Genomic DNA, 25,263 nt, shown 5'->3' with positions numbered 1-25,263 from the left:
TCACGGTGACGGGCGCAGCCGGCGCGAGGCGCGCGAGGCGAGCCCCTGCAGGCCGGCGAGGCCGAGCTGCAGCACGACGAGCGTGCCGACCAGCCAACCGGCAGGGGCGTCGTCGAGATGCAGCAGCGCCATCGCGAATGCCGCGGCGAGCGGCGCGAGCGCGAAGCGCGGCCCGAACACGATCGCCTGCACGATCGCCGTGACCGGCAACAGCAGCAGTGGCATCGCCACGAGGATGCCGATCACGGCCTTGAAGCCGATCGCGATGAAGATCCAGGCGACCGGATTCGTCGGCAGCAGCCGCGACCAGCTGCGCACGCGGTAGAACACGAAGGCCTCGTCGGAGCGGCGCGCGACGATCCAGGTCGCGACGAACAGCCACGCCCAGACGAGCGTCGCGGCGAGCCCGAACGAGGCTTCGTCGGGCAGACCGACGGCGAATCCGAAGCACGCGATCACGGTGATCGGCGGCAGCATGACGCGCCAACCCTGGTCGCGTGGCCAGGCCAGTGCGAGCACGCCGAGACCGATCGTCGCGAGCACGGCGTCGAGTAGCCACCCAGGTGATTCGGCCGCACCTGAGGCGACCCATGCCGCGATCGCGGCACCCGCGCCGAGGCTCGCGATGCGGCCGAAGCGCGGCTCGCCATCCTCGACGACGAGCCATCCGAGCCGCTCGCGCCATGCCGCGACGCGGTCGAAGACGCGCGTCGACGCCACCGAGGCGAACAGTGCGGCGAGCCACGCGTACGGCATCGCAGCCGGTGCATGACCGCCGCTCCAGGTGCCGAAGCCGACCACGAGGATGGTCAGCAACAGGCCGCGCACGACGGCGGCACGACGTTCGAGCACACGCACGGCGTCGACGTCGGCGGGTGCGAGGTTCAGCTCGCGTCGGCGCCGATCGTCGAGCGCATCGAGGCGCTTGCCGAGCATCGGACGCGCGAGCAGTGCGAGCAGGAACGCGCGCATGCGGCGCCCCGCCGCGAGCAGGCGCTGCATCGCGAGCAGATCGGCGTGGCGTTCGAGCACGACGTGATCCCGCGTCGGCCGAAGGCCGGTCTCGGCGATGCGCTCCTGCATCGCCAGCGCGCGCGACGGACCGAGTGCGGCCTGCACGCGGTAGTCGCGGTCCCAGTCGAAGTAGTCGGCGAGGTGCTGCAGCATCGGTACCGGCAGGTCGGCACTCTGCAGCACGAACTCGGCGAAATGCATCGAAGCCTCGTCACGACGCGACAGCGGCAGGCCATCGAGCTCGTGATGCAGGCGCGGCCATGCCGCGAGCAGCGCCTCGTCGCCCGACTCGCGCCAGTACGCGTGCAGCGAGTGGGCGAGCTCGTGCGGCGACATCGGCGCCGGCGGCGGTGTCTCGTCGGCCGGCGGTGGAACCTGCTGCCGCGGGAGCGGACGACGCGGTGGATCGCGTGGCACCTCGCGTGGCGGCGCTGCGCGAGGTCGATCGATCGACTCGTCGGCGCTGCGGTCGGCGATGTCGGCGGCATCCCGCGGACGATCGCCATCCTGATCGGAACCCGGCGGCACGACCGCATCGCCTGCGGCACCCTCCTCTTCCGCCGCATCCGCATCGTGTGCGGCCGGCACCTCGATCCCGAGCGCCAAGGACGCACGCGCGTCATGGACGGGAAGGTCGATGGCGTCCGCCGCGACCGTCGTCGGGATCGCCGGCACGACGGGCTCGATCGCAGCGTCTGCGCGCGTCGCTGCATGGGTCGACAGCGCATCGTGCGTCGTCCCTTCATCGACCTCGTGGTCGACCGTCTCCGGCAGGACATGCCGCGCGAGCACGAGCGCGGCGTCGTAGGCTTCGCGCAGGTTCTGGTACGCCTGCGCATCGTCGTCGGGTCGCGTGACCTTGAGGCGACGCGCGTAGGCGCGCTTGATCGCGATCACGTCGGCCGTCGGCGCCAGGCCGAGGACGTCCCAGGCCGAGGCCATGCTCAGTAGACGAAGCCGTGGTCGAGGCTCGCGAGCGCCTTCTCGAACTGCTCGGCGGCCTCGTCGACGACGCGACGATCCTGCGAGTCGAGCGCGAGCTCGAACTGTCCGATCCAGTGCTGGATCGCCGCGCGCTCGTCACCGAGGCGCTCCTCGTAGAGGCGCTTGGCACGCTCGAGCAGGTAGCGGTTGCGCTGCTCGTCGCGCGGGTGGACCTTGAGCGCCTCGAGGCGCGCGAGCGCGTCGCGCACCTGGGTTTCGTCGAGCGCGTCGTTCTGGCGGATCACCGTGTTGACCGTGCGCCCGGTGCTCGTTTCGCGCACGTCGACGACGAGCAGGCCGTTGGCGTCGTAGGTGAAGCGCACGTCGACATCAGCCTCACCGGCCGGCTTGGGCGTCAACTCGATCTCGAGCAGGCCCAGGTGCAGGTTCTCGCTGCCGATCGGCGACTCGCCCTGGCGGATGTCGAGCTTGAGCACGCGCTGGTTGTCGGCGACGCTGCAGTAGTTGCCGACGCGCGAGATCGGCACCGGGTTGTTGCGCTCGATGATCGGCGAGAAGCGGTCGGAGACCTGGCGGCCGTTGATGCGCTCGCTGACGATGACGCCGAGCGAGTACGGCATCACGTCGGTCAGCACGATCTCGTCGACGGCGGCGTCACGCGACTTGAGCGCGGCCTGGATCGCGGCGCCGCGCGCGATCGTCTCGTCCGGGTTGATCGTGCGCAGCGGCAGGCGCTGGAACAGGCGCGCGATGGTCTGGCGCACGATCGGCATGCGCGTCGCGCCGCCGACCAGCACGACCTCGCCGAGCTCGCCGGCCTGCAGGCGCGCGTCCATGAGCGCGCGCTCGATCGGCCGGCGCAGGCGCTGCACGAGCTCGCCCGCGGCCTGCTCGAAGTCGGCGCGCGTGACCGTCGCCTCGTAGACGCGCTCCTCGTGGACGAGGCGCATGAGCGCTTCGTGGCGGTCGCTGAGTTCGCGCTTGGCCTGCTCGGCGACGCGCCACAGCGCACCCGATCGGCGGATCGCCTCGGACGGCGGCAGCTCGCTGCGCTGCACGAACAGGCGCTCGAGCACGCCGGCGAAATCCTCGCCACCCAGACGCGTGTCGCCCGCGCTCGCACGCACCTGCACGACGCCGTCGAAGTACTCGAGCACCGACACGTCGAACGTGCCGCCGCCGAGGTCGACGACGAGGAAGGTGCTGTGGTCGCTGCGCTCCTGCAGGCCGTAGGCGAGGCCGGCTGCGGTCGGCTCGTTGAGCAGACGCTCGACGCGCAGGCCCGCGAGTTCGCCGGCGGTCTTGGTGGCCTGGCGCTGCGCCTGGTTGAAGTAGGCCGGCACCGTGATGACGGCTTCGTGCACGGGCTCGCCGAGGAAACTCTCGGCATCGGCCTTGAGCGAACGCAGCACGAGCGCCGACAGCTCCTCGGGCCGGAAGCTGCGATCACCGAGCTGGACGAGGTGGTCGGTGCCCATCCAGCGCTTGAACGCGGTCGCGGTGCGCAGCGGGTGCGTGGACAGGCGTTCGCGCGCGGCGAGGCCGACGATCATCGCGTCGCCGTCGCCGGCGCTGACCGCCGACGGCGTCAGCACATGGCCGAGCGCGTTCGGGACGAGCTGCGGGGCGCCGTCGCGGAAGACCGCCGCGAGGCTGTTGGTGGTGCCGAGGTCGATACCGATGAGCATGGGAAGGCCGGACTGGATCGCTCTTCATGCTACCGCAGTGCCCCGGCGTTGCCGGCACGTCGATCGTGGTCTGCAGTCCTGGGCGCACGGCTTGCCAGCGCGACGCGTGCACGGGAGGTTCCCGACTCCCGCGGCAGCGGCACGACAGTCCGTTTCAGGCGCCACCGCTCCTTGCCCTGGGGTTTACCCGAGGTCGTCAACAACTGTGACGGGATCGGCCCCGGTGCACACGTGCCAGCCGCTACGGTCGCCCGACCCCAGCCTCCGCCGGGGTGGCGCCGCCAGGGGCTCGGGCGCCCGGGATTCCTTCATGGAGATCACGATGCTCACCAAGAACGTCCTTCGCGTCGCCGTTGCCGCTTGCCTGGCCAGCCCGTTCGCGTTCGCCGCGCCGCCCACCGAGATGGGTTCCGATGTCGAGATCACCGCCGCCGAGGCGGCACCCACCGTTTCGTTCGCGACGCAGCAGGACTCGGCCGCGCTGGTCGACCTCGGCACGCCCGAGGTCGGCGACCTCGCCGCGCTCGGCGATCGCCGCCGCGACAACGCGCGTCTCGGCGAACCGCTCGAGATCGCGATGGCGCGCGACGTTGCCAAGCCCGAGATCGAACTCGACCTGCTCGACTGGGAGCCGCTCGCCGATGGTGGCGTCGGTGCACGCGTGCGGATCGTCTCCGAAGGCGCGGTGGCCTTGCGCGCCGCACTCGAGGTCACGAACCTGCGCACCGGGACGAGCCGCCTCTCGAGGGTCCCCGCGGACGGTATCGTGCTGCGCTTCCGTGGTGATGGCGGCGAGGTGTTCGAGGTGTCGGGTGCCGACATCGACGCGCAGGACACGACGTGGTCGCCGATCGTCGACGGCGAGGCGATGACGATCGAGATCGCCCTCGCGCCGGGCCGCTCGCCCGACCAGCTCGCGCTGCGCATTCCGCAGGTCTCGCACTTCGACCTCGCGCCGACCGCGACGCACGCGACGATGGGCGCCAAGATCGGCGAGAGCGACTACTGCGAGCGCGACATCGTCTGCCGCGCGAGCCCGAGCGCGTCGTTCCTGTCGACGTCCAAGGCCGTCGCGCGCATGGTGTTCACCAAGAGCGGCAGCTCGTACCTGTGCACGGGCACGCTGCTCAACAACTCGAACTCGCCCAAGCGCTACCTGTTCTGGACCGCGAGCCACTGCATCAACACGCAGACGGTCGCCAACACGCTGCAGACCTACTGGTTCTACGAGGCGACCACGTGCAACGGTTCCACCGTGAACCCGTCTGCGACGACGCGCACGGGCGGCGCGTTCCTGCGCCATTCGAACGCGACGCGTGACACCGCGCTGCTCGAGCTCAAGACGGCGCCGCCGTCGGGTTCGGTCTACGCGGGCTGGACGAGCGCCGCGATCGGCTCGACCGGCACGGCCATCGAAGGCATCCACCATCCGGCCGGCGACGTCAAGAAGTACTCGCTCGGTTCGGTCACCTCGACGAGCACGAGCCTGAGCGGCCTCGGTCCGTTCTACCGCGTGCAGTGGTCGCTGGGCGTCACCGAAGGCGGCTCGTCGGGCTCGGGCCTGTTCACGGTCTCGTCGGGCAACCTGCAGCTGCGCGGCGGCCTCTACGGCGGCAGCTCCTACTGCAGCGCGCCAACCGCGCCGGACTACTACTCGCGCTTCTCCGACGTGTACTCGAGCATCTCGTCGTACTTCTGACCTCGTGGTGTCACCACGCGCCGCCTTCTTGGGGAGGCGGCGCGTGGGGTTTTCGTTTCGATGCAACCGGCTTTAACGTAGCGCGCCGTAACCTGTCCTGACGTCATCCCGGCGAAAGCCGGGATCCCCTCAAGCATCGAATCGTGTGGACGCGTCGAGCGAGCACGACACCTCTGGACGTGATCGCGGTGTTGATGCGCAGCGCGCGTTGCAGCGCTCTAGGGGATCCCGGCTTTCGCCGGGATGACGCCTCGCGGGAGGGGATGCATCACGGGATGCGCAACGGCCATCGAACAGCCAGGCGGGTCAGCGCACCATTCCGGCGACACGCGTCGCCTCAGCGACGCAGACTCACACCCCCAGCGGCGACACCTGCGCCGGCGTGCCGTGCGCATCGAGCGCGATCATGACAAAGCGTCCGCGCGTGCACAGGCGGCGGTCGCCGCTGAGCACGTCCTCGGCGATGAGGTCGACGTCGACCTGCATCGAGCTGCGGCCGACCTCGACGACGCGCGCGACGAGTTCGACGAGCTGGCCCTGGCGCACCGGCACCTTGAAGTCGACCTGCTCGGAACGTCCGGTCACGACCGTGCGGCGCGCGTAACGCGAGGCCGCGACGAAGGCCGCCTTGTCCATCCATGCGAGCGCCTGGCCGCCGAACAGCGTGCCGAGGTGGTTGGTGTGGTCCGGGAACACGATCTCGAGCAGCACCGCTTCGGTCGGCGGCAGCACGACCGGCACCGAGGTCGTCGCCGGCGCCTTCACGCGCGCCTTCGCGACCTTGCGAACGGCCGTCTTGCGGGCCGCCGACTCAGAACGCTTCATCGAACGCCACTTCACCCTGCACGCCGACCTGGTAGGCCGAGACGCGACGCTCGAAGAAGTTGGTCACTTCCTGCACGTCCTGCAGGTCCATGAACGCGAACGGGTTGCGCGCGCCGTAGTGGCGCGGCATGCCGAGCTGCACGAAGCGCTGGTCGGCGCAGTACTCGAGGTACTCGCGCATCTCGCGCGCCGAGATGCCGGCGACGCCGCCCGAGAGCACGTCCTCGGCGAACTGCATCTCGCAGCCGATCGCCTCGTCGAGCATCTGCACGACCTGCTCCTGCATGCGCGCGTCGAACAGGTCGGGCTCCTCCTCGCGCACGGTGCGGATCGTCGCGAAAGCGAACGCCATGTGGCAGCTCTCGTCGCGGAACACCCAGTTGGTGCCCGAGGCGAGGCCGTGCAGCAGGCCGCGCGAACGCAGGAAGTAGACGTAGGCGAACGCGGCGAAGAAGAACAGGCCTTCGATGCACGCGGCGAAGCAGATCAGGTTGAGCAGGAACTCGCGACGCTGCTCGCGCGTCTCGACGCGATCGAGCTTCTGGATCGAGTCGATCCACTTGAAGCAGAAGTCGGCCTTGGCGCGGATCGACGGGATGTTCTCGATCGCCGCGAACGCCTTGTTGCGCTCCTCGGGATCGGGCAGGTAGGTGTCGAGCAGCGTGAGATAGAACTGCACGTGCAGCGCCTCCTCGTAGAGCTGGCGCGACAGGTACATGCGCGCCTCGGGCGCGTTGATGTGCTTGTAGAGGTTGAGCACGAGGTTGTTCGACACGATCGAGTCGCCGGTCGCGAAGAACGCAATGAGGCGATGGATCAGGTGGCGGTCGGCCGCCGACATCTTCGACTTGAGGTCGTTGATGTCGGGTGCGAAGTCGACCTCGTCGACGGTCCACGTGTTCTTGATCGCGTTGCGGTACATCTCGAAGAACTCGGGGTAGCGCATCGGCCGGAGCGTGAGCTCGAAGCCGGGGTCGAGGAGATGCTGCTTGCGGATCGGAGGCTGGGTGGACATGGCGTTCACTCGTGGGTGGTGCGCGGCCGGGCGGTCGCTGTTGGCTTCGTCATTCCGGCGAAGGCCGGAATCCAGTGGCTTTCAATCGGGTATACGCATGGACATCGGAAGGAGCGCGCCATGAGGGATCACGTGCCGTGCGTCTACATCCTCGCCAGCCGGCGGAACGGCACGCTGTATGTCGGCGTGACGTCCGATCTTGCCGGGCGCATCTGGCAGCATCGCAACGAGGTCGTGGACGGCTTCAGTCGGCGACATCACGTGCATCTCCTCGTGTGGCTCGAAGTCCACGACGCCATGGAGTCGGCGATCCAGCGCGAGAAGGCGATCAAGTCGTGGCGTCGCGCATGGAAGATCCGCCTCATCGAAAACATGAACCCGTACTGGCGTGATCTGTACACGGAGATCCTCGGTTGACGGAAGGCGCTGGATCCCGGCCTTCGCCGGGATGACAGACCTTCCATCGAGGTCCGACCGATGTCCTGTCTGTCGCGCCTTCTCACCGCGCCCTCTTCACTGAAGAAACCGGATGACCGGCGCTTTGCAGTGTTGTGAAGCGCCTCCGGCCTTCGCCGGATGGCGAGCAGCGAGTCCAGATCTGCACGGCCTCCATGGCCGTCGTACTTTCATGGACGTCATACCTGACATCGGGTCACCCCGGCGCAGGCTAGGGTCCAGCGACTTCGAACGGCCAACCTACTGACACGCCTCGCAATACTCCGGATTCTCGAGCGAGCAGAACACCGCGCTCGTGGCTTCCTCGACCGTCGGCGCGGCGGGTGCCGGCGTCGGGGCGATGCTCGCGGTGCTGCCGACCGTGGTCTTGGCGATCTTCGTGGCCGGGCGCGAACGCAGGTAGTAGGTCGTCTTCACGCCGGCCTTCCACGCGTACATGTACATCGACGACAGGCGCCCGATGTTCGGGTTCTCCTGGAACAGGTTCAGCGAGGCGCTCTGGTCGATGTACGCGCCGCGCGCGGCGGCGTGGTCGATGAGCACCTTCTGAGGCAGTTCCCACACCGTGCGGTAGATGTCGCGCAGGCGCTGCGGGACCGCCGCGATGCCCTGGATCGAGCCTTCGGCGAGCTTGATCTCGTCGCGCACGGCGTCGGTCCACAGGCCGAGCGACTTGAGTTCCTCGACGAGGTAGCGGTTGACGACGAGGAAGTCGCCCGACAGCGTCTCACGCTTGAACAGGTTCGACACCATCGGCTCGATGCACTCGTAGCAGCCCGCGATCGAGGCGATCGTCGCGGTCGGCGCGATCGCGACGAGCAGCGAGTTGCGCAGGCCGCCCGTGCGCACGCGCTCGCGCAGCTGGTTCCAGCGCTCGGCCGGAATCGTCTGGCGCGACTGCGGCCAGTAGTCGAACTGCAGCTCGCCGTTGGCGGCGCGCGTCTCGGCGAAGCCCGGGTGCGCGCCGAACTGGTCGGCGAGTTCGCAGCTCTGGGTCAGCGCGTGGAAGTAGATCTCCTCGGCGATCTGCGCCGACAGCGCCTGTGCCTCGACCGATTCGAACGGCATGCGCAGCTGGAAGAACACGTCCTGCAGGCCCATGACGCCGAGGCCGACCGGGCGCCACTTGCGGTTGGCCGTGGCGGCCGTGCCGATCGGGTAGAAGTTGAGGTCGATGACGCGGTCGAGCTGGCGCACGGCCGTGGCGACGGTCGACGCGAGCTTGTCGAAATCGAACGCACCGTCGACGACGTGGCGCGCGAGATTGATCGAGCCGAGGTTGCACACGGCCGTCTCGCCCGACGAGGTGACCTCGAGGATCTCGGTGCACAGGTTGGACAGGTGCACGACGTTGCCGGCGAGCGCGGTCTGGTTCGAGGTCGCGTTGCTGCGGTCCTTGAACGTCATCCAGCCGTTGCCGGTCTGCGCGAGCGTGCGCAGCATGCGCGAGTAGAGCTCGCGCGCCTTGATCGTCTTGACCGCGAGGCCGTCGGCCTCGGCCTGGCGGTAGGCGGCCTCGAACGCAGGGCCCCACAGGTCGACGAAGTGCGGCGTCACCTTGGGATCGAACAGCGACCAGTCGGCGTCGGCCTCGACACGGCGCATGAACTCGTCGGGGATCCAGTTGGCGAGGTTGAGGTTGTGCGTGCGGCGCGCCTCGTCGCCGGTGTTGTCGCGCAGCTCGAGGAACTCCTCGATGTCGGCGTGCCAGGTCTCGAGGTAGACGCAGGCCGCGCCCTTGCGCTTGCCGCCCTGGTTCACGGCGGCGACGGATGCATCGAGCGTCTTGAGCCACGGCACGAGGCCGTTCGAGTGGCCGTTGGTGCCGCGGATCAGCGAGCCGCGCGAACGCACGCGCGAGTACGACAGGCCGATGCCGCCGGCGAACTTGCTGAGCTTGGCGACGTCGGCGTACTTGTCGTAGATGCTCTCGAGCGAATCCTCGGGCGAATCGAGCAGGAAGCACGACGACAGCTGCTCGTGCGCGGTGCCCGCGTTGAACAGGGTCGGCGAGCTCGCGATGTACTCGAGCGACGACAGCAGGCGGTACAGCTCGAGCGTCTCGGCGAGCGAACCGCCGCCGAGCGCGCAGGCGATGCGCATGAAGAAGTACTGCGGCGTCTCGATGACCTTGCGCAGCTCGGGGTGGCGCAGCAGGTAACGGTCGTAGACGGTGCGCAGGCCGAAGTACTCGAAGCGGCGCGTGGCCAGCGGATCGATCGCGTCGTTGAGCTTGCGCGCGTTGAGCGCGACGAACTCGCGCAGGCGCTCGTTGACGATGCCGACCTCGGCACCGCGCGCGACCGACTGCGAGAACGACTGGATCTCCTGGTTGGCCACTTCCTTGTCGACGTACGAGGACAGCAGGCGCGCGGCGAGGAAACCGTACTCGGGCTCCTCGGCGGTCAGCGCGGCCGAGGTGCGGATCGAGAGCTCGTCGAGCTCGCGCGTGGTCGCGCCGTCGTAGATGCCGCCGATCGTCTTGAGGGCGACGCGCATCGGATCGACCGCGTGCAGGCCTTCGGCGCTGCGCGTCACCGCGCGCACGATCTTGTTGAGGTCGACCGACTCGCTCGAGCCGTTGCGCTTGGTCACGCGCATCTGCGCCGGGCTGTGCGGCGGCGTGAGCGCGAAGCCGCTGCCGGCAGGCGCGGCGGGGACGGGTTTGCTGGCCGTCGCGGGCGCGACAGCGGTGGCGGGTTTCATCGGCAGTGCATCACTTGGCGTGGAATCGGAATCGATGGCGTGCGGTGCACGCGAATCGAGGGGGTGCATGGCGTTCCTCCGTGCCGGACCGAAGACCTGCTCCCGAGCGCAGGAAGGTTTCGGCACCGCGACCACGGAACGCGCCACGGGACGGCGGCCCGCACGGGGCTCCGTCCTGCGACGCGCTTCCCCGCGGAAGCGGCCACCTGCGCCGGACCCCGACTGTCCGCCTCCTCGATCTCGGATCGTGAGACGGTGCCTCGGGTACGACGTGCCGGCAGGTCTTCGGGCTCGTGGACACGTGGCCGTCGCCGGCCACACCTCGTCCTGCGCTTCCCAGGGCATGCCCCAGTGCGTGTGCAGGACTCGTTTCCACTTACCGCTGCGGGGCAGCTCCGGAATTGCACCGGATTCCCTTTTAACCACGCTGCGCCACGCGTTCGGCGTGTCGGCGGCGTGGACCGACCGGACACAAGCTATTGTGTCCACCCCGGCACGTCAACCGGATATTTTGGGTTTTTGGGCTTGATTTTTCGGGAACGCGATCGCGTCGCCGTTTCGCGTGGCGCGTTCAGGATCGACGCGTGCGACGTGGCTTCGGCGGCTCGGGTGACGCGTCGACGGCCGCCTCGGACGCGTGCGTCGGCGGCAGCGGCGGCGCCACGGCATCGAGCGCGTCGAGCATCGCGTCGACATCGGAACGACGCCCCATCGCGAACAGGCTGACCGCGGTGCGCGCGACCTGACGCGTGTCGTACCAGGCATAGGCGCCCACGCCGACCGCGCCGACCACGGGCAGCCAGCGCGAGAGGCCGCCGCCGACGAGACGGCGCGTGACACGCATGCCGATCGCGTGGGCGACACGCTCGAACACGCGCAGCGGCACGTCCTGCGCGATGAGCCGCCCACCGACGCGGATCACGAGATCGCGTACCGCCTGCGCGGCGGCGTGGCGGAACAGGCAGTACAGCATCTGCTCGCGCGTGAGGCGTGCGCTGACGCCGTAGACGCCGGCGATGTCGGCGACCATCTGCGCCTGGATGCGCCAGATCGCGAGCAGCTCGGGCACGATCGTGAGCCAGCCCAGCGGCCCCGGCGGCAACGCCAGCGTGCCGGCGGCGAGCGCGGCCTTCTGCGCGGCGGCCTTGGCGACGGCGCGTGCGCGCAGGCCCGGATCGGCCGCGGCGGCCTCACCGGTCGCCGGCACCGTGCCGAGCAGGTCGACGAGGTGCCGCGCGATGCGGTGCGCGAGGTCCTCGTCGGCTTCGGGCTTGCCGCGCTTGGCCGGGATGTATTCGGAAGACTTGTTCATCGTCGTCGAACGTGGCGACATCGTCGCCGAGCTTCAAGATGCAACGGTAGCTGCCCAACCCTGAAGCGCGCGCATCGCGCGACCTCAGCGCATGAGCAGGCGGGTCACGGCTTCGGCGAGGCGCCGGTACGGCGGGCGCAGCAGCGCCATCGACGACCAGCGGGCCTGGTAGAGCACCGGCATGCGCTTGGAGAACGTCAGGAAGCCCTCGTGGCCGTGGTAATGGCCCATGCCTGACGGCCCGACACCGCCGAACGGCAGCTCGGCCTGGGCGAAGTGCAGCACGGTGTCGTTGACGGTCACGCCGCCTGCGAGCGTCGAGGCGAGCACGCGGCGCGTGCGCCGGGCATCGTGGTCGAAGTGGTAGAGCGCGAGCGGCCGCGGGCGCGCGTTGACGAACGCGATCGCCTCGTCGAGGTGGTCGTAGCCGATCACGGGCAGGATCGGGCCGAAGATCTCGTCCTCGAGCACGCGCAGCGGCGCGGGCGGGTCGAGCACGAGCGTCGGCGCGAACACGCGGCGCGCGGGATCGTGCGCGGATGCATTGGGCAGCACGATGACGTCGGCGCCGGCCGCGCGCGCCTCGTCGGCGAGCGCGGCGAGGCGTGCGTACTGCGCGTCGTTGACGATGCTCGTGTAGTCGGGCGAGTCGCGCAGCGCCGGATAATGGCGGGCGACGTAGGCGCGCATCGCGGCGACGAACGCGTCGCGCTGCGCACGCGGCAGCAGCACGTAGTCGGGCGCGATGCAGGTCTGTCCCGCATTGAGCAGCTTGCCGGCAGCGATGCGCGCGGCGGCCGTCTCGACCGGATAGCCCGGCGCGATGATCGTCGGCGATTTGCCGCCGAGTTCAAGCGTGACCGGCGTGAGGTTCGGCGCCGCCGCGGCCATGACCTTGCGGCCGACTGCAGTCGAGCCCGTGAAGAAGAGGTGGTCGAACGGCAGCGACGCGAAGCGCGCGGCGACCTCGGCATCGCCGAGCACGGTGGTCACGCGCTCTTCCGGGAATACCTCGGCGAGCAGTTCGGCGAGCAGCGCCGACGTGCGCGGCGTGTGCTCGGACGGCTTGAGCATGACGTGGTTGCCGGCCGCGATCGCCGCGACCAGCGGCGCGAGCGCGAGGTTCACCGGGTAGTTCCACGGCGACAGCACGCCGACCACGCCGAGCGGCCGCACCTGCACCTCGGTGCGTGCAGGCAGGAACATCCAGTCGGCAAGCGCACGGCGCGGGCGCATCCAGCGCAGCAGGTTCGCGCGCACATGGTCGATCTCGCGCAGTACGGTCATGCCGTCGGAGAGCCGCGTCTCGTGCAGCGAGCGACGCCCGAAGTCGGCCGACATCGCCGCCGCCAGCGCGTCGAAGCGTCGTGCGAGTACCTCGCGCAGGCAGCCGAGATCGCGCAGGCGCCGCGCGGCATCGGGCACGTCGGCCTGCCACGCCGCGCGCATGCGCGAAAGCCATGCGGCGAGGTCGTCGATCGGGGGCGCGGGGGTGTCCATGGCCGCATCTTAACCGCCGTTCCGGCGCGTGGGCGCCCGACGCATGGGGTCGAGAATGGGGTCAGGTTCATTTGTCCGGTGCCGCCGCACGGCAGCGTCGGGCGACAGGGACAAATGAACCTGACCCCATTTTCCGGTCTCGCATCCGGAACCGTACATGCCTCTTCCGGCGCATGGTGCTAGCCTCCGCGCACGTTTTTCCCGCGAAACCTGCTGCCATGAACATCCGCTCCTACAACGGGCTCTCGCCGCGCATCGGCCTGAATGCCTACGTCGATCCCGCCGCCGTCGTGATCGGCGACGTCGAACTCGAGGAAGACGCCTCGATCTGGCCGTGCGCGGTCGTGCGCGGCGACGTGCACCGCATCCGCATCGGCGCACGCAGCAACATCCAGGACGGCGCCGTGCTGCACGTGACCCACGACGGCCAGTACACGCTCGGCGGCTTCCCGCTGCTGGTCGGTGCCGACGTGACGGTCGGCCACGGCGCGATCCTGCACGCGTGCACGGTGCAGGAGGCCTGTCTGATCGGCATGAACGCGACCGTGCTCGACGGCGTGCTCGTCAAGAAGCACAGCATGATCGGTGCCGGCGCGCTGGTCGGCCCCGGCAAGGTCGTCGGCGAGCGCGAACTGTGGCTCGGCAACCCGGCCCGCCGCGTGCGCGAGCTGAGCGACCAGGAAGTCGAGAAGCTCTATTACTCCGCGCACCACTACATCAAGATCAAGAACGGCTACCTCAAGGGCGGCGTCGCGTGATGCGCAAGGATTCGGCGACCGCGAAACTCGGCCTGCCGCCGCTCGTTTCGCCGTATGCCTCGCTGGTATTCAGCGTCCTCGCGTGGATCGTGTTCTCCAAGGTGTACGGCGGCGTCGATCCGGCCATGCTGCCGGGCCCGATGCGCGGCTTCCTCGCGATCCAGCCGTGGTGGTTCGTGCTGTCGCTGGCCTGCGTCGCCGCCAAGGTCGCGGTCGAGCATGTCGAGGCCGCCAAGCCGTGGGAGGGCGCGGCGCGCATCGGTGAAGGCGTGCTCGCGGTCGCCTCTGTCGTGTGCATCGGCTGGGGCATCGTCGCGATGTTCGTGCTCGCGCTGCCGGCGATACCGTGAGCGGGCGACGCCTGACGCGGAGCCACGTGAGGTGGCACGGCAGCGTCGGCGTGCCGCCGGACCACGGCATGCCCGGTATCGCACCGCGCCAGGTCGACTCGGCCATCCGTACCGTCGTCACGATAGGCGAACGTTTCCGGGCTGCAACGCGATGACCGGCACGACATTCGAAGACCTGCGCGTCGACACGCAGGGAGGCGCGGTGCTCGCGCGACGCTGGCATGCGGAAACACTCGGCCTCGCGCCGATCGTCCTGCTGCACGATTCGCTCGGCAGCATCGAACTCTGGCGTGACTGGCCCGAGCGCCTCGTGCGTGCGACCGGGCGTGACGTCGTCGCCTACGACCGCCTCGGCTTTGGCCGCTCCGACGCGCATCCCGGCACGCTCGACGACCGCTTCATCCACGACGAATCACGCGGCGCGTTCGCACGCGTGCTCGAGGCCTTCGCGATCGGGCGCTTCGTTGCCTTCGGCCACAGCGTCGGCGGCGGCATGGCGATCGGCTGCGCGGCCGCGTTCGGCGAACGCTGCGAGGCCCTCGTCACGCTCGCCGCGCAGGCCTTCGTCGAGGACCGCACGCTGGCCGGCGTCGCCGCCGCCAAGCTCGCCTTCGCTCAGCCCGGCCAGCTCGAACGCCTCGCACGCTACCACGGCGAAAAGGCACGCTGGGTGCTCGATGCCTGGCTCGAAACCTGGCTCGCGCCGGGTTTCGCATCCTGGACGCTCGACGACATCCTCGGCGACGTGCACTGCCCGCCCCTCGTCGTGCACGGCGACCTCGACGAATACGGCTCCGTCGCGCACGCCGAACGCATCGCCCATGGCGTCAGCGGCCCGGCCCGACTCGAGATTCTCGCAGGCGTCGGACATGTCCCGCACCGCGAGCGTGGCGACGAGGTGATGGCGCTGGTCACGACGTGGCTGGCGAAGGGATCCCGCGACCTGCCGACCTGACACCCGATACGGCGATCACGCTCGTGCAACCCTTCACGCTGCCGCAGTGACGGGCGACGTCTCCTTCTCCAGCTTGGCGAGCCACGCGATCGCATGAACCCGATCCGCACCACACATCGCCGGTTCGGGCCGCAGCGAGGCGCACACGGCGGGGCGTGCGGGGTCGCCGAAGATGCGGCAGCGTTCGTCGTCGTCGAGCTGCACGCAGCGCACGCCGGCGGGCTTGCCGTGCGGCATGCCGGGAATCGGGCTCGTGATCGACGGCGCGATGCAGCACGCGCCGCAGCCGCTGCGGCATTGCACGCTCAGTCCTCGGCGTTGCCGGGCAGGTGCGCGCGCAGTTCGGCGTACACGGCGTCGGTGTCGGGGCGTCGGTCGTGCCAGAGCTCGAACGCGTCGGCGGCCTGCTCGACGAGCATGCCGAGGCCGTCGAGCGCGAGCGCGGCGCCGGCACTGCGCGCCCAGGCGCGGAACGGGATCGCCGCGAGCGCATACGAAAGGTCGTAGCAGACCGCGCGCGGCGCGATGAGCGTGCCCGGCAGCGCGGGCGCGTGCGGATCGTGATGACCGGCCGAGGTCGCATTGAGGATCAGGTCGAACGCGCCGGCCGATCCGAGATCGTGCCAAGCACGCGTGTGCACGCGCCCGGGCTGGCCGATCGCGTCGGCGAGCGCATCGGCGCGCTCGGACGTGCGATTGGCGATCGTCAGTTCGCCGATGCCGGCATCGACGAGCGCAAACGCGGCCGCGCGCGCGGCACCGCCGGCGCCGAGCAGCAGCGTGCGGCGCGCACGCACGTCGAGGCCGTGGCGGCTCGTGAGGTCGCGCACGAGTCCGCTGCCGTCGGTGCTGTCACCGCGCCAGCCGACGCCGTCGCGCACGAGCGTGTTGACGCTGTCGGCGCGGCGCGCGCGTTCGGTGACGGTCAAGCACAGCCGCGCGGCATGCTGCTTGAGCGGCAGCGTGACGTTGGCGCCGCGGCCGCCTTCCTCGCCGAACCGGGCGAGCTGGGCGACGAAGGTCTCGGCCGGCGCCTCGATCGCGCGGTAGTCGAGCGCGATGCCGAGCTGACGCCCGAACGCGGCGTGGATACGCGGCGACAGCGAGTGCGCGATCGGCTGGCCGAACACGGCGAAGCGTCCCGGCAGGGCGGACGCGAAGGTCGGATCGTCCACGGCGACATCGGCGAGGTGCATGGAAGCTCCAGTCGGATGCGGCACGTGCCGCGGCGGCGTCAATCTTAAGCCCGCGGCGCTGGCAGGGAACCGTGAGCGGCCCGGGAATCGACGCCGCGACGCTCCGCTCGATCGCGGCGTGGGCGCCGCACCGCGCATGCCGTGATCCTTCGCAAGAATCCTGCGCGCGTCGTGAAGACGGAAGCAGAGCCGTGATGCGGAACCCGCCGGCGGATTCCGCCATCCTCGTGCTGTGACCCGCTCAGGGTCGAACCGCCTTCAGCGGCTCCACCCTGAGCCGATTCCGGACGACCTCAGCCGCGCAGCCAGCGCGCCGCGTCGAGGGCGAAGTAGGTCAGGATCGCGTCGGCGCCGGCGCGCTTCATCGCGACCAGCGACTCGAGCACGACGGCGCGCTCGTCGAGCCAGCCGTTCTGCGCGGCGGCCTTGAGCATCGCGTACTCGCCGCTGACCTGGTAGACGAACGTCGGCGCGCCGAAGCGTTCCTTCACGCGGCGCACGACGTCGAGATACGGAAGGCCCGGCTTGACCATGACCATGTCGGCGCCTTCGCGCAGGTCGAGCTCGACCTCGCGCAGCGCCTCGTCGCTGTTGGCGACGTCCATCTGGTAGGTGTGCTTGTCGGCCTTGCCGAGGCTGCCGGCCGAGCCGACCGCGTCACGGAACGGGCCGTAGAACGCCGAGGCGTACTTGGCCGAGTAGGCGAGGATGCGCGTGTGCACGTGGCCGGCCGCCTCGAGCGCGGCGCGGATCGCGCCGATGCGACCGTCCATCATGTCCGACGGCGCGACGATGTCGAAACCGGCCTCGGCCTGCGCGACCGCCATCTTCACGAGCGCCTCGATGGTGGGGTCGTTGACGACGTAGCCGTGCTCGTCGATGAGGCCGTCCTGGCCGTGCGTCGTGTACGGATCGAGCGCGACGTCGCCGATCAGGCCGAGCTGCGGGTGGCGCGCCTTGAGCGCACGTGCGGCGCGCTGGAACAGCGCGTCGGGGTTCCAGGCCTCGCGCGCATCCTCGCTCTTGACCTCGGGGCCCGGCGCCGGGAACAGCGCGAGCGCGGGGATGCCGAGCTCGACGCACTGGTCGGCGAGGCCGAGCAGCTGGTCGATCGACACGCGCTCGACACCCGGCATCGACGCGACCGGCTCGCGGCGACCTTCGCCGTCGATGACGAACGCGACCATGATGAGGTCGGACGCGGTCAGTACGTTCTCGCGCATGAGCGCGCGCGAGAACGCGTCGCGGCGCATGCGGCGCATGCGGATGTTCGGGTAGGCCATGGCAGGTTCGGCGGCGGCGGAAAGCCCGCGATTGTACGCCCGCGCCCCGGGGCGGCCTGCGAATGCGTCGTTTTGTCGGGAGGTGGCTTCGCCGGGATACTTCGACCGGGCGGCCTGCACGGCGGTGTGGACGCGCTCCATGCAATATCCGTCCGTGACGACAACGTCGGGAACAGATATGAAGCACGAGCTTCGTCGAATGCCGCCTGGAGCCCTCGCGCTGTCACGTCACAGGCGCTCAAGGGGATCCCGGCTTGCGCCCACTACTGTCCGGGTAAAGTTGGAAGCGAAGGCTGGAAGGCGTTGCAGCGCCCGGCTCCTGCGATGAGCGCCGGGATGCCGACTTGTTTCGCGGCAACGCGGCATCGCGCGTTCTTTCCCTTCTCCCTCCGGGAGAAGGTGGCCCGCAGGGCCGGATGAGGGTCCGGGATCGCGACGATGATCGGACGTGGTCTCGATCCCGCACCCTCTCCCCAACCCCTCTCCCGGAGGGAGAGGGGCTCAAGCGCGACGCCACGGCGGGAGGACGCGTCGAGCCTGTCCGGTCGCGCGACACCGAACGTCGGGAAACACCAAGCGACAGCCCGGCTGACGGCGCGACGTAGTGTGCGGATTTGCCCCGGACAGCAGTGGGCGCAAACCGGGATCCCTCGAGCGCAGGAGCCCGCCGCGTACGTCAAGCGAGTCGAACGCCTGACGGCAACCGCACTTCGACATGTCCGCCCAGGCAACACCGGGCATGACCGACCGCATGCGCCGGAGTACAGCGACCCGGCATGGGGTGTCGTTCCCTTCCAGGACGCGGCATGAGTGACGACGAGTAGACGGGTGTTCGCGTGAAGGCACGCACGGCCCGGCAAAACCCGCCGTCCGTCGCAACGCGGGCTTTCTTGTCTTGCATTGAACACGCGCGGCTGGTTTCATGAACAGACGTCCGTCAGGGGATGCCGTGCGATCCGTCGTCGGCATGGACGCGTTGCGACCAAGGGGCGCGCACGGGGTTGCGCGGGTATCGGATCGACGTTGCCGAGGTTATCCTTGAGCGGAATCCTGCTCGTGGAGCGTTCCACCACGCTCAACCACCTGCTGCGGCGCACGCTCGCGGCGGCGGCGCTGCCGGTGCGCACCGCCATCGACAACTACCTCGATGCCTACGAACACCTTCGTCGCTCGGCCGATCCGGGCCGCCAGATCGAACCCTACGCCGTCGCCGTGATCGGCGCGCCAGCGCGCCAGACGCGCGAGTTCACCGCCCTGCTGCAGTACACGCGCGATGCGCCCGACGCACCGGCGACCCTGCTGCTCGCGCATGAGGAGACCCACGAGCTGCGTGCCTGGGCGCAGGGCAACCTGCGCGGCCGCCTGCTGCTGTGGTCGCAGTTCTCGCGCATCCCGGCGATGGTCGGCGAGCTCGCCCCGGACGAGGGCGAGTCCGAGGACGGCGTGCTCGAAGAGGCCGAACGCATCCGCGTGCTGTTCGTCGACGATTCGCAGAGCGTGCGCGTGGCGTATTCGCAGCTGCTCGAGCGCAACGGCTTCGCGGTCGACTCGGCAGGCTCGATCGAGGAAGCCGACCGCCTCGCCGCGCACGGCGCCTACGACCTCGTCGTGGTCGACTACTTCCTGCCCGACGGCAGCGGCGACGAACTGTGCCGGCGCCTCGCCGCGCGCACCGACCCGCCCGTGCTCGCCGTGATCACGGGCAGCTACCGCGAGGACATCATCAAGCGCTGCCTGCTCGCCGGCGCGAGCGAGTGCATGTTCAAGAACGAGGCGCGCGAGCTGTTCCTCGCCCGCGTGCGCACGCTCGCGAAGAACATCGAGATGCGCAAGTCGGCCGAGGCCGACCGCCAGCAGCTCGACGGCATCCTCGGCAGCGTCGGCGACGGCGTGCTCGGCGTCGACACCGACGGCCGCATCAGCTTCGTCAACCCGACCGGCCTGCGCCTGCTCGGCTATGGCGACGATGCCGACCTCGTCGGCCTGCTCGCTCAGGCGGCGATCCACCCGAACGAGGCCGCGCGCACCTCGCCGCTCACCCGAGCCTACGCCGAGGGCGCGACGCTGCATCACGTCGAGACGATGTTCCGGCGCCGCGACGGCAGCGGCATGCCGATCGAATGCACGGTGCTGCCGCTCGCCGCGCAGCGCCGTGCGCACGGCGCGATCGTCGTGTTCCGCGACATCGCCGAGCGGCGCACGGCCGAACGCCTGCGCTGGGAGCTCAACCACGATCCGCTGACCGGCCTGCCGAACGCACGCCACCTGCGCCAGCGCCTGATCCACGAGATCGCACGCCTGCGTGACCGCGGCGGCTACTCGGCCCTGCTGTGCATCGAGGTCGAGCGTGCCGGCGACCACGACGCGCCACGCGGCGACGAGGTGCTGCGCGCGGCCGCGCTCGCGCTGAACCGGCGCCTGCGAGAGGGCGACGTGCTCGCGCGGGGCGACGGCGATGCGTTCCTGCTGCTGCTGTGCGGCGTGCAGGTCGACAACGTCGACGTGCTCGCCGAGAGCTTCCGCAAGCTGCTCGACTCGCGCACCTACCAGGTCGGCGACCAGCAACATGCGATCCGCTCGACCGTGGGCGCCGAACTGCTGAGCCAGCGCTCGGTCACGGCCGACGACGCGCTCGAGCGGGCACGCGACGCGTGCTCGGCACCGCGCCCCGAGGTCGATCTGCCCGGCGCGACCGCCACGCGCGGCGCGCAGGCACCGAGCGAACGCCTGCGCATCGCGCTCGAACAGGCACGCTTCGTGATCCTCGTGCAGCCGCTCGTGCCACTCGCGGCCTGGCCGCGCCTGCCGCTCGCGCTGCCCGCGCAAGCCGGCTGGGAGCCGGTCAACGGCGCGCACGACGCGCTGTTCGCGGTGCAGCTGCGCATGGTCGGGCGCAACGGCCAGCTGATCCTGCCGCGCGCGTTCGTGCCGCTGGCCGAGCGCGTCGACATGATCCAGCGCATCGACCTGTGGGTCGTGCGCGGCCTTCTCGCCCACCTCGCCGATCCGCGCAACGCGGGCGCACAGGTCGGCCTCATCGCACGCCTGTCGGCGGCGACCGTGGCCGATCCCGAATCACTCGCGCAGATCGAGGACGCGATCGTCGCCTCGGGCGTGCCGGCCGCGCGGCTGGTGCTGCAGATCAGCGACAGCCCGGAGCTCGCCAACCTTCCCGCAGCGCGCCGTTTCATCGCACGCCTGCGCGCGATCGGCTGCCGCTTCGTGCTCAACGGCTCGAGCTCGGCGCCGGGCTCGGCGGCGTTCCTGCGCACGCAGCGTCTGCCCTGCGATTTCGTGCGCCTCGACCGCCGCCTCGTGCGCCGCGCCGCGGTCGACGAACGCGAGCGCAAGCTCGTCGCCTCGATCACCCACCTCGCACAGTCGATGGAGATGCGCGTCATCGCGGGCGCGATCGACGACGACGACGGCCTGTTCACGGTGCGCGAAGCCGGCGTCGACTACGTGCAGGGCACGCGGCTCGGCGAGCCGCGCCTGCTCAAGCGCGTCGAATTCGCGACGCTGTTCACCGACGCGCCGGTCCCGGTGCACGACGCAGCCCTGCCGTGAGGCCGGCGCGCCGCTGACGCGCTTCGCGCCATCCCCCCACGCGTTTCACGAGCTTCAACCCGAGTCTCCCCGCGGTCTGCACGGCCGCGCCCGTACCTGTTCGCTCCCGAGGATTGCCACCCGTGTCGAAGCTTTCCGCGTTGCGTCCGCTCGTGTTCGCCCTCGTCGCCCTCGCCTCGCTTCCTGCCGCGGCGGCCAAGGACGATTCCGAGGTGATCTTCGTCAACCAGTCGAACTGGGCGATCCACGAGCTCTACTTCTCGCCGACCGACGAAGCCGACTGGGGTCCCGACCAGCTCGGTCGGCGAACGATCGAGACCCGCGGCCGCTTCACGCTGACCGGCGTCGAGTGCGGGACCTGGGACGTGCGCGTGGTCGACGAGGACGGCGACGTCTGCATCATCCGCAGCGTCGCCCTGTGCGGCGACACCGACCGCTGGGTCATCAAGGACCGCGACCTGCTGGCCTGCCAGAACACGACCGAAGAGGAATGACCGGCGCGGCACGTGCGCGCACGCGCAATCCGCCGCGCATCGTGCTGCTACCGTGGGCGCCTCCGTCCGCCGGTTCCCCGCCATGCTGCGCGCCACGCCCGCCCTGCTCCTCGTCGCCCTCGCCGCGGGTGCGCCCTCGGCGCATGCGGCGGGCGCCTGCCCGATCCCTGGCGACAGCGTGTTCGGCGACGCGTTCGATCGATCGAGCGGACGCAGCGTCTACGTGGCGACGACCGGCTCGAACACGGCCGACGGCAGCTGGGGCACGCCGTGGCGCACGATCCAGTACGCGGTCGACCACGCCGCGGCCGGTGACGCGATCTGCGTGCGCGGCGGCGTCTACAACGAGGTCGTCACGCTGACACGCAGCGGTTCGGCGACGGCCGGCAGCCTCGTGCTGCAGCGCCAGCCCGGCGAGAGCGTGCGCATCGACGGCACCGGCCTCGCCGTGCCGAACGGCCAGTGGGGGCTCGTCACGCTCGTCGACGTGAGCCATGTCGCCGTGCGCGGCTTCGAGATCGCGAATTTCACGACGACCTCGTCCGCACGCGTGCCGATCGGCGTCTACGTGACCGGCGCGGGCACGTCGCTCGCGATCGCCGGCAACCGCATCCACCACATCCGCAACACGGCCACGGGCTGCGCCGCGAACGCGTTCGGGCTCAAGGTCGACGGCACGCGCGGCGACGCCTCGATCAACCAGCTCGTCATCGCCGGCAACGAGCTGCACGACCTCGTGCTCGGCTGCAGCGAGTCGCTGTCGCTCGACGGCAACGTCGAGCACTGGCGGATCACCGGCAACATCGTGCGCGACACCAACAACATCGCGATCGGCGCGATCGGCTTCGAGAACATCGCGCCCGTTCCTGCGGTCGACCAGGCACGCGACGGCCTCATCGACGGCAACACGGTCTACAACGTGAGCTCGTTCGGCAATTCGGCCTACGGCAACATCTACGCCGCCGGCGGCATCTACGTCGATGGTGGCACGCGCATCACGATCGAGCGCAACCTGATCCACCACGTCGACCTCGGCATCGACGTGGCCAGCGAACACGCGGGCCGCACGAGCAGCGACGTGATCGTGCGCAACAACCTCGTGCACTCGGGGTACTCGGCCGGCATCTCGATCGGCGGCTACGACGCGAGCGTGGGCGGCAGCACGCGCGTCACGATCGTCAACAACACGCTGTACCGAAACGACAGTGCCTCGACCGGCAGCGGCGAGTTCCAGATCCAGTTCCACGCGACCTCGAACACGTTCGCGAACAACCTCGTGTTCGCGGGGCCGCAAGGCCTGCTCGTCAACGCGTTCACGGGCGACACGGCGGCGCCGGCCGGCCTCGACCACAACCTCTACTTCGGCAGTGGCTCGGCGCGCGAATGGGTCTGGCGCGGCACCTCGTACGCGAGCCTCGCCGCGTGGCGCACGGGTTCGGGCCAGGATGCGCACGGCCTTGCCGCGAATCCGCTCGTCGTCGACACCGTCGCGCCCGACCTGCGCGTCGGCGCGGGCTCGCCGGCGATCGATGCGGGCACGAATCCGGGGGCGTCCATCGTCGGTGCGGTCGACTTCGCGGGCTCGGCACGTATTCAGGGTGCGGCGATCGACATCGGCGCCTACGAACGCTGACCCGTCCGGCACACCGTTCTCACACCGCGACGGGCACCTGCTCGAGCAGGCTGTCGCGCTGGCCACCGATCACGCGCAACGCGTAGTGGTAGCCGGCCTCGACGGTGCGCTCGTAGGCGTGCCAGTCGAGCAGTGCGGTCTCGCGCACGGGCGGTGCGAGCAGCAGGCTGGCGAGCTGTCGGCGCTGCACGCTCGCGAGTTCGGCGTTGACCATGCCCGAGCGCACGAGGATGTCGACGATACCGGGGCGACGGCCCGTGCCGCGCTCGAGCCACAGGCGCCACCACGACGGCGTCGCGTGCTCCTCGGCGGTCGCGTGAAGCGCATCGCCGGCACCGATGTCGACCGCGGCGATCGCGCCGGGCTGGCGCGCGTGCATGATGTCGGTCGGCAGGTTGTTCATGACGGCGCCGTCGACATGCACCTGGCCGCGATGGCAGACCGGCGGCAGCACGCCCGGGATCGCGCAGCTCGCGCGCAGCCACAGCCACAGCGGGCCGTCGACGTGCGTGGCGAGCTGGCCGTCGCTGAGGTTCGACGAGCAGCAGAAGTACGGTAGCGCGAGGTCGGTGATGTCGCGCGCACCGAACTGCTCGCGCAGCAGGCGCGCGACGCGGCGCCCGCGGGTCAGCGCGACGAGCGGCAGCGTGTAGTCCGACAGCGGCCGCGTGCCGACGAAGCTGCGCCGGTAGTGCTCGAGCATCTCCTCGTCGGACCAGTCGCAGGCGACGCCCGCACCGATGATCGCGCCGATACTGGTGCCGCCGACCGCGTCGATCTCGAGGCCGGCCTCGCGCATCGCGCGCACGACACCGATCTGCGCGAAGCCGCGCGCGCCGCCACCCGACAGCACGAGCGACAGGCTGCGACCGGTCAGCAGCCGCGCGATGCGGCGCACGTCGCGCGGCGTGCGCACGTGGTGGTGGGCGATGCCCGGCGTCAGTGCAAGCCAGCGCCGTGCGGCGCCGGCCACGAGCTCACCGTCGTGCAGCAGCACGAGATGGCGAGGGCGCGACAGCGCGCGCGCGGCATCGCTGCACAGGTTCTGCGACCAGGCCCGCGCCTCGCCGCGTGCGTCGGCGAGCAGCAGCAGGCAGTCAGCCTGGCGCACGCACAGCGCGGTCCAGTCCTCACCCGCATCGGCGAGATAGACAACGAAGCGCACGCGTGATTCGAGCTCGTTGAACCAGCCACTGAGCTGACCGGTTCCACCGGCCGCGTCGATGACGACGGTCTCGCCGAATGCGCCGAGCGCGGTCGCGAAAGCCTCGGCGAAACCCCTCGCATCGACGCCGGGATCGTGCGGCAGCACCGCGAACGTGCGCGGCGTCGAGCCCTCCGGCGGCGTGTCGCGCGTGGCCATGCGGCGCAGCGCGCAGCGCGCGGTCTCGAGCATGGCCTGCGGATGCAGGGCGACGAGCTTCTCGAAGTCGGCGCGCGAGAGCCGGTACAGCTCCGAGTCGCGCAGCGCACGAACGCTCGCGCTGCGTGGCAGGTCGACGATGAGGCCGACCTCGCCGACCGTCTCGCCGGCCACGACCGTGCCGGCGAGCCGTTCGACCCCGGACGCATCGAGTCGGAACGCGCCGACGCTGCCGCTGCGCAGCACGTACAGCGCGTCGCTCGGGTCACCGCGCTCGAACAGCGTCGCACCGCCGGGCAGCGCGAACCACTGCAGCTCGCCTTCGAGCCGCGCGAGTACGGCGTCGTCGAGGTGCCGGAACAGCGGCAACGCGCGCAGGATCTCGCGGGTGGCGATGGCGTCCACGCAGCTCCTCGGGACAGGAAGGCAGCGCCCCGCCTGCGGCAGCGGGTGCCGCGGGCCATGGACGCACTCGGCTTGATTTTGCGCCGTCCGCGCGCCAAG

The 25,263-nt window shown here is 70.2% G+C and carries 19 protein-coding genes and 1 riboswitch; of the genes, 8 read left to right on the top strand and 11 right to left on the bottom strand.

Annotated features, from left to right (window positions below):
- On the bottom strand, positions 1 to 1,956 hold the full coding sequence (locus tag ACQQ2N_RS07435; RefSeq protein ID WP_440225071.1) for a hypothetical protein: 1,956 nt from the start codon (positions 1,954 to 1,956) through the stop codon (positions 1 to 3).
- Positions 1,957 to 1,958: 2 nt separating this feature from the next.
- Positions 1,959 to 3,647 carry an Hsp70 family protein gene (locus ACQQ2N_RS07430; protein WP_440225070.1) on the bottom strand — a complete coding sequence of 563 codons (1,689 nt, stop codon included), beginning with the start codon at positions 3,645 to 3,647 and terminating at the stop codon, positions 1,959 to 1,961.
- Positions 3,648 to 3,969: 322 nt separating this feature from the next.
- Here ACQQ2N_RS07430 and ACQQ2N_RS07425 point away from each other — a divergent pair, with 322 nt between their 5' ends.
- Entirely contained in the window at positions 3,970 to 5,346 is a 1,377-nt protein-coding gene (locus ACQQ2N_RS07425) for a trypsin-like serine peptidase (protein WP_440225724.1), read from the top strand.
- A gap of 351 nt (positions 5,347 to 5,697) precedes the next feature.
- On the opposite strand, the gene ACQQ2N_RS07420 is transcribed toward ACQQ2N_RS07425, so the two are convergent.
- Both ACQQ2N_RS07420 and ACQQ2N_RS07415 read right to left on the bottom strand, forming a co-directional pair.
- Positions 5,698 to 6,171, bottom strand: coding sequence for an acyl-CoA thioesterase (locus ACQQ2N_RS07420; protein ID WP_440225069.1), 474 nt, complete (start codon positions 6,169 to 6,171; stop codon positions 5,698 to 5,700).
- Entirely contained in the window at positions 6,158 to 7,186 is a 1,029-nt protein-coding gene (locus ACQQ2N_RS07415; RefSeq protein WP_440225068.1) for a ribonucleotide-diphosphate reductase subunit beta, read from the bottom strand. Before ACQQ2N_RS07415 ends, ACQQ2N_RS07420 begins: the two co-directional genes overlap by 14 nt.
- A 120-nt stretch (positions 7,187 to 7,306) precedes the next feature.
- Here ACQQ2N_RS07415 and ACQQ2N_RS07410 point away from each other — a divergent pair, with 120 nt between their 5' ends.
- Positions 7,307 to 7,603, top strand: a complete 297-nt coding sequence (locus tag ACQQ2N_RS07410; protein ID WP_440225067.1) for a GIY-YIG nuclease family protein — start codon at positions 7,307 to 7,309, stop codon at positions 7,601 to 7,603.
- A gap of 279 nt (positions 7,604 to 7,882) precedes the next feature.
- Here the strand turns inward: ACQQ2N_RS07410 and ACQQ2N_RS07405 are convergent, their stop codons facing one another.
- From ACQQ2N_RS07405 to ACQQ2N_RS07395, 3 genes are all read right to left on the bottom strand, one after another.
- Positions 7,883 to 10,348 carry a ribonucleoside-diphosphate reductase subunit alpha gene (locus ACQQ2N_RS07405; protein ID WP_440225066.1) on the bottom strand — a complete coding sequence of 822 codons (2,466 nt, stop codon included), beginning with the start codon at positions 10,346 to 10,348 and terminating at the stop codon, positions 7,883 to 7,885.
- Between the two features lie 259 nt (positions 10,349 to 10,607).
- Positions 10,608 to 10,829, bottom strand: a riboswitch (cobalamin riboswitch).
- Between the two features lie 90 nt (positions 10,830 to 10,919).
- Positions 10,920 to 11,660, bottom strand: coding sequence for a hypothetical protein (locus ACQQ2N_RS07400; RefSeq protein WP_440225065.1), 741 nt, complete (start codon positions 11,658 to 11,660; stop codon positions 10,920 to 10,922).
- An 84-nt stretch (positions 11,661 to 11,744) separates the two neighbouring features.
- Positions 11,745 to 13,160 (bottom strand): coniferyl aldehyde dehydrogenase, encoded by a 1,416-nt coding sequence (locus tag ACQQ2N_RS07395; protein ID WP_440225064.1) that lies wholly within the window; start codon positions 13,158 to 13,160, stop codon positions 11,745 to 11,747.
- A gap of 218 nt (positions 13,161 to 13,378) precedes the next feature.
- Here ACQQ2N_RS07395 and ACQQ2N_RS07390 point away from each other — a divergent pair, with 218 nt between their 5' ends.
- The 3 genes from ACQQ2N_RS07390 to ACQQ2N_RS07380 all read left to right on the top strand — a co-directional run bounded on the left by ACQQ2N_RS07390 (position 13,379) and on the right by ACQQ2N_RS07380 (position 15,223).
- Positions 13,379 to 13,918 (top strand): gamma carbonic anhydrase family protein, encoded by a 540-nt coding sequence (locus ACQQ2N_RS07390; RefSeq protein WP_440225063.1) that lies wholly within the window; start codon positions 13,379 to 13,381, stop codon positions 13,916 to 13,918.
- Complete coding sequence (locus ACQQ2N_RS07385; protein ID WP_440225062.1) at positions 13,918 to 14,268, top strand: hypothetical protein; 351 nt, start codon at positions 13,918 to 13,920, stop codon at positions 14,266 to 14,268. The genes ACQQ2N_RS07390 and ACQQ2N_RS07385 overlap by 1 nt, the downstream gene beginning before the upstream one ends.
- Before the next feature lie 151 nt (positions 14,269 to 14,419).
- Positions 14,420 to 15,223 carry an alpha/beta fold hydrolase gene (locus ACQQ2N_RS07380; RefSeq protein ID WP_440225060.1) on the top strand — a complete coding sequence of 268 codons (804 nt, stop codon included), beginning with the start codon at positions 14,420 to 14,422 and terminating at the stop codon, positions 15,221 to 15,223.
- Positions 15,224 to 15,256: 33 nt separating this feature from the next.
- On the opposite strand, the gene ACQQ2N_RS07375 is transcribed toward ACQQ2N_RS07380, so the two are convergent.
- From ACQQ2N_RS07375 to hemB, 3 genes are all read right to left on the bottom strand, one after another.
- Positions 15,257 to 15,526: a YkgJ family cysteine cluster protein gene (locus ACQQ2N_RS07375; RefSeq protein WP_440225059.1), complete on the bottom strand. Its 270-nt coding sequence runs from the start codon at positions 15,524 to 15,526 to the stop codon at positions 15,257 to 15,259.
- A 2-nt stretch (positions 15,527 to 15,528) separates the two neighbouring features.
- Positions 15,529 to 16,419, bottom strand: a complete 891-nt coding sequence (gene aroE / locus ACQQ2N_RS07370; RefSeq protein WP_440225058.1) for a shikimate dehydrogenase — start codon at positions 16,417 to 16,419, stop codon at positions 15,529 to 15,531.
- Between the two features lie 293 nt (positions 16,420 to 16,712).
- On the bottom strand, positions 16,713 to 17,702 hold the full coding sequence (gene hemB / locus ACQQ2N_RS07365; protein ID WP_440225057.1) for a porphobilinogen synthase: 990 nt from the start codon (positions 17,700 to 17,702) through the stop codon (positions 16,713 to 16,715).
- A gap of 1,038 nt (positions 17,703 to 18,740) precedes the next feature.
- Here hemB and ACQQ2N_RS07360 point away from each other — a divergent pair.
- The 3 genes from ACQQ2N_RS07360 (at position 18,741) to ACQQ2N_RS07350 (ending at position 23,396) form a co-directional block, all read left to right on the top strand.
- Positions 18,741 to 21,269 (top strand): EAL domain-containing protein, encoded by a 2,529-nt coding sequence (locus ACQQ2N_RS07360; RefSeq protein ID WP_440225056.1) that lies wholly within the window; start codon positions 18,741 to 18,743, stop codon positions 21,267 to 21,269.
- A gap of 122 nt (positions 21,270 to 21,391) precedes the next feature.
- Positions 21,392 to 21,763 carry a hypothetical protein gene (locus tag ACQQ2N_RS07355; RefSeq protein WP_440225055.1) on the top strand — a complete coding sequence of 124 codons (372 nt, stop codon included), beginning with the start codon at positions 21,392 to 21,394 and terminating at the stop codon, positions 21,761 to 21,763.
- 82 nt (positions 21,764 to 21,845) lie between these two features.
- The gene (locus tag ACQQ2N_RS07350) at positions 21,846 to 23,396 is read left to right on the top strand and encodes a choice-of-anchor Q domain-containing protein (RefSeq protein ID WP_440225054.1); all 1,551 of its coding nucleotides are present in this window, start codon (positions 21,846 to 21,848) and stop codon (positions 23,394 to 23,396) included.
- 19 nt (positions 23,397 to 23,415) lie between these two features.
- On the opposite strand, the gene ACQQ2N_RS07345 is transcribed toward ACQQ2N_RS07350, so the two are convergent.
- Positions 23,416 to 25,164, bottom strand: coding sequence for a patatin-like phospholipase family protein (locus ACQQ2N_RS07345; protein WP_440225053.1), 1,749 nt, complete (start codon positions 25,162 to 25,164; stop codon positions 23,416 to 23,418).
- Positions 25,165 to 25,263 lie beyond the last annotated feature (99 nt).

It is taken from the genome of Dokdonella aquatica, from assembly GCF_051987395.1.
In the GTDB taxonomy this organism is placed as follows: Bacteria; Pseudomonadota; Gammaproteobacteria; order Xanthomonadales; family Rhodanobacteraceae; genus Dokdonella.
Note: the sequence above shows the minus strand (reverse complement) of the source record. Positions and strands in the feature narration are given on the sequence as shown.